Origin of the sequence: Synechococcus sp. MU1655 (genome assembly GCF_023630655.1) — a bacterium.
Taxonomy (GTDB): domain Bacteria; phylum Cyanobacteriota; class Cyanobacteriia; order PCC-6307; family Cyanobiaceae; genus Synechococcus_C.
The window spans coordinates 1-4,334 of record NZ_JAKUHK010000173.1 but is presented as its reverse complement, the minus strand read 5'-3'; the positions used below and the strand labels follow the sequence as shown (position 1 = coordinate 4,334).

General features: G+C 51.8%; 5 protein-coding genes. 2 read left to right on the top strand and 3 right to left on the bottom strand.

Annotated elements, in window-relative coordinates:
- The first annotated feature begins 113 nt into the window (after positions 1-113).
- The gene (locus NCN04_RS08495) at positions 114-314 is read left to right on the top strand and encodes a helix-turn-helix domain-containing protein (RefSeq protein WP_250395804.1); all 201 of its coding nucleotides are present in this window, start codon (positions 114-116) and stop codon (positions 312-314) included.
- Positions 315-442: 128 nt separating this feature from the next.
- Here the strand turns inward: NCN04_RS08495 and NCN04_RS08490 are convergent, their stop codons facing one another.
- The gene (locus NCN04_RS08490; protein ID WP_250395803.1) at positions 443-1,099 is read right to left on the bottom strand and encodes a GIY-YIG nuclease family protein; all 657 of its coding nucleotides are present in this window, start codon (positions 1,097-1,099) and stop codon (positions 443-445) included.
- 247 nt (positions 1,100-1,346) lie between these two features.
- Complete coding sequence (locus NCN04_RS08485; protein WP_250395802.1) at positions 1,347-2,570, bottom strand: hypothetical protein; 1,224 nt, start codon at positions 2,568-2,570, stop codon at positions 1,347-1,349.
- 114 nt (positions 2,571-2,684) lie between these two features.
- On the opposite strand from NCN04_RS08485, the gene NCN04_RS08480 reads away from it, so the two are divergent.
- Complete coding sequence (locus tag NCN04_RS08480) at positions 2,685-3,881, top strand: DUF4336 domain-containing protein (RefSeq protein WP_250395801.1); 1,197 nt, start codon at positions 2,685-2,687, stop codon at positions 3,879-3,881.
- 86 nt (positions 3,882-3,967) lie between these two features.
- Here the strand turns inward: NCN04_RS08480 and NCN04_RS08475 are convergent, their stop codons facing one another.
- Positions 3,968-4,321 (bottom strand): DUF760 domain-containing protein, encoded by a 354-nt coding sequence (locus NCN04_RS08475; RefSeq protein ID WP_048348161.1) that lies wholly within the window; start codon positions 4,319-4,321, stop codon positions 3,968-3,970.
- Positions 4,322-4,334 lie beyond the last annotated feature (13 nt).

The following is a 4,334-nucleotide window of genomic DNA, read 5'->3' as shown; positions in this document are numbered from 1 at the left end:
GCAGGAGATTCTCTGACTATAGAAGGTGATAGGAGGGCTGCAACGCGCGCTGATGGCTTGGGTTTAAGTTCTTTCGATCAACACGGGTAGGTTGTAGTAGTGAGTTAATTCGTATGTCAGACGCCCCGATCACCTGGATGAGAACACGTGAGTTGGCTGCTTATCTTGGACTGCATAGGAACACCTTGGGGAACATGCTCAGGGCAGGTCTTCTTCGGGATGGACTTCACCGCTGCAAGATCAACCCGCTGTCACCGCGCGGCGAATTCCTCTGGAATCAAGAAGCAGTTCTGATGACATTGGGGCGTCTGTGACGGCCTGAGAGCCATTTCAGGGGCAAAATGAGACTTGCTCCAGTGATTACTGTGTTTTAAGTGGCTTGGCAAGCCACTTTGCATAGGTCTCATATGGCTAGTGAATTGACTCAGGAAAAACCGAAGCATCAGAAAGCCGCATTTTTTATCATAAGTTTATGGACCGCTTGAATCTGTTGTTCGTCAAATCGAAAATACTCAGTTTGCGGAATCCGGGTCTCCTTGAATTCTTTGTGCAACATCAATTCTAGTTCTGCAAAGTTTGTACAACGGACTACATTCAACACTTCATCCGGGGAAAGTTCATTCATCCTTCGAAGCAAATTCTCTGTCAGTCCAATTTTATGAAGATCTTTGTTCCTTATAAAGTACACGAATCCATAACCCTCACTGCTTGATAGATCTACTTCGTTCTCGAGGCGATAAACAGGTTTACTCTCAAGGAGAGTCCCATCAGGGAATATTTTTTGGGCAGCTAATTTTTCTACAAGTTTTTCAGCGAGTTGGGCTGCGATGACCTTGTCTATTCCGGCTGACTGCCACCATCGCTTTGAATTATCACTGCTAAGGCCTGTTGGTTGCTTTTGCTTGGGAGGAAGAAGCTGTCGTTGAATAAACCAAATAATATTATTCAACTTAAGATTTGGAGATTTACTGCTTGATTCTTCTGGAATTTCGAATACAGATTCCTGAAATTTTGTTTTTGAATTTATCTGAGACTTGGAGGCCGGCGGAAGCATGTCAAATGCCTTTTTAAAAACCGCTCTGTCGATGTAGATGTCCATTTGCAAAAACCAGACTCGAAGCTTTTGGCATTAAAAGATCAAGGTGCTCAGCTTAGAACTTTATTTCTAGTTGAGCATTGCCCTCATAGTTAGGTCAAAGAACCCACACTTAGGTAACTTTACATCTCGCTTGCGATTGTTACAATAAATGTAAGTGAGTGGATGATGAAAGGTACATGCGCAGAGTGTTGTCATGGAGTTGATGACTGCATTTATCTAGGGATACTTCATTCATAATTCAATGTATTCAACCAAAGACCTCTCGAATGATCTCGTTCGAGCGGAAACGGTGATGGTCTGAATAGGTCTTACGGAGCATGTCCTCAGATGTTGAGAGGAGACCTGCGATCTGGATAAGGTCGAGCTGTTTCACTTCCAGTAGACGTCTTGCAGCGTTGTGCCTAAGAGTGCGTAGCCCGATGAGATCACGATCTGCTTTCAATCCGCGGTCCTCTGAAAATTCACGCCAGATCCAGCCGTGAATGGCGTTGAGCTCTTGCTCTGTTCTCCTCTGTTGCTCTTGGCTGGGTTTCTCATTCCATGGGCTGGCGGCATCTCGGAGGCGTTGCGGAGGAGTGCTCAGTTTTTCAATCCCAACAGCTTCAAGAAGCTCTTTCCATGAAGGACAGAGTTGGGCCTGCCGGTTCCTACCCCTTTTGCTATCACGGCATTCCACATAACCCCCAACGACTACTTCCACCCTTCCTGGAGGAGTCCACAACAGTTGTGAGGCCATCACCATCGCGCCACGAGCACCGGTGAGAGCAACCCAAGACGTCAGCCATGCGGCTGCATGAGCAAGCTCAGAGGTTTCAGCTCGATCCCAGAGTTTCAAGATGACGCGCTGTACCTCTTCAGGATCAATCGGTCGTCCCTGCCCTGCCTGGGGTTCTTGGTAAGCAAACTCTTTGCCTGGGTTGAGTTGCTTGCCATCCGTCGCGATCCCGAAGATCAGGCATGCAGAGGAGATGGCATCACGACGACTTCTCGCTTCTGCTGGCCAACTTGCGATCCAACGCAGCAGATCCTCTCGGCTCGAAGCCCTGCCGTTGTTTTCGGAGAGCCACTGAACGCAGCTCTTAATCCACTTCACACGACGAGCAACGTGCTTCTCAGAGTTCCCGTCTGTTTCGATGCGGCTTAAAGCCTGTCTTTGATAGACACCAAGTGAGCTACCAACAGGACCACCCGCATTCCTTTTGACGTTGCTGTCGAAGTCCGCTAAGGCCTGATCGATGGCACGCGAAATAGCGAGGTCTGTGTCCTCATAGGACGCATTGAGTTTCAGCCACTTCTGATCCCCCCCCCCATCAGGTCGCGTCCTGAACGAGAGGTAGATCAGCTCCTGACCGTTAGGTCTGCTTTTACGCCTGAGAGATAGGCCATACCGCTCTGAATGAACGGTCCGGAGATACTGGGAGAGCTGCTTCAGCCTTGCGCTGTTTCGGCGTTGCCCAGTGGTGTCTGTCATCTAGGGACAGGGCGGCATGTCTGCCTATTTTATCCCTAAGTTGTCCCTAAAACCACTTGCACAAGGTTATGCCGACTTGCACAACCTGGAACAACGGAACAGTCGATTTGAGTGATGGCAAGTGATCTGAGTGCAACTGAGGGCATCTCGCCAGCCGACCAACGCTGGCCTTGGTGGCCGCTGCTGCCGCTGTATCCCTATGGCAAGCGCGCCACCCATGTTGAAGAGCTGATCCCCGGCCAGGTGTGGAGCTTTGAGCAGCTCCAGGGCATCTATTACGTGGCGGTGCCGATCCGGCTCACCGTGGTGAAGGTGCCAGGTGGCTTGATGCTGGTGAATCCGCTGCCCCCCACGACGGAATTGCTCGCTGGCCTGGCAGCACTGGAAGCTGAGCATGGGCCCGTCTGCACGATCGTGTTGCCCACCGCATCTGGCCTGGAGCACAAGCTGCCGCTCGGCCCCCTCGCTCGCGCCTTCCCTAAGGCTGACGTGTGGGTCTGCCCAGGCCAGTGGAGTTTTCCAGTGCAACTTCCTCTGAGCTGGCTCGGGGTACCGGCAGCACGCACCAAAGTTTTGCTCAGGGATGGCGTGCCCCATCCCGAGGTATGCCAATGGATTTCGCTTGGTCCACTCGATCTCGGTGTAGGCCGGTTTCAAGAGATCAGCTGCCTGCATCAACCCAGTGGCTCCCTGTTGATTACCGATGCCCTGGTGGGCATTTACTCCACACCACCCGCGATCTTTGATCGCGATCCCACGCCTGTGCTGTTTCATGCGCGCGAGCGTGGTGATCAACCCCTCACTGATTCGCCTGAGGCCCGCCGGCGTGGCTGGGCCCGATTGGTGCTCTTCGCCTCGTATCTCAGGCCCCATTGCTTGCGCGTGCCACCAATGGCAGAGCTGTTGCGCCATGCCTTCCGGCCTGGCTTGCGGACTTGGACAGCCCATTTCGGGCTGTACCCCTTTGATTGGCAAGAGGGGTGGCGTGATGATGCTGCGGCCTTAATGGGGGATGAAGCAGCCAAGCTGCAGGTGGCCCCGGTGCTGGAACGTCTGGTGTTACCGCGAGCCCAAGAAGCGATCACCGCCTGGCTTCAACAACTGGAATCCAAATCGGATCTGCGCTGGTTGATCCCCGCCCATTACAGCGCGCCGCTGCCATTCACCACTCAGGATGCATCGACGTTGCGATCGGAATTGAAACAGAAAACATGGGCACCTAACGAGAGGAATTGGGCTTTCCTCGGTGGCATCGACGAGCAACTTTTAAAGATTGGATTTGTCCCTGACGACCCATTAAAAAAAGACTGATTTTCCAACAAATCAGTCGATCAATGCAAACAATGAAAAAGATTCAAAACAGACTGATTGCAGCAATTAGTCAAAACGAAATGGACTCAGAGATTTAAATCATTGTCTGGGTTCACAGCCATTTCATCATCAGCGAAAAGCGCTTCTTCAAGCTCCTTGCGCTGCTCCATCTGACGCAGGAAATACCCAGTCATCATCGCGGAGGCCAACATGTTGGCCAAATTGTCGCGATTAGAGGTGACTTTCACCTCAAACTGCTCGCCAGGAAGCATGCCCAGCAATCCTTGAACGTTGTGGCGAATGATGTCTTGAATATCGTTACTAGCTGATCGAGCCACCCGCTGCAGCACGTCTGGCGATTGGTCCTGGAGGTATTGGATCAAGCTGTTAACGGGCTGGCCGTCCTGGCTGTCCGTGGTTAGGAACTCTGGATTGAACACCCTGCCCACCGTT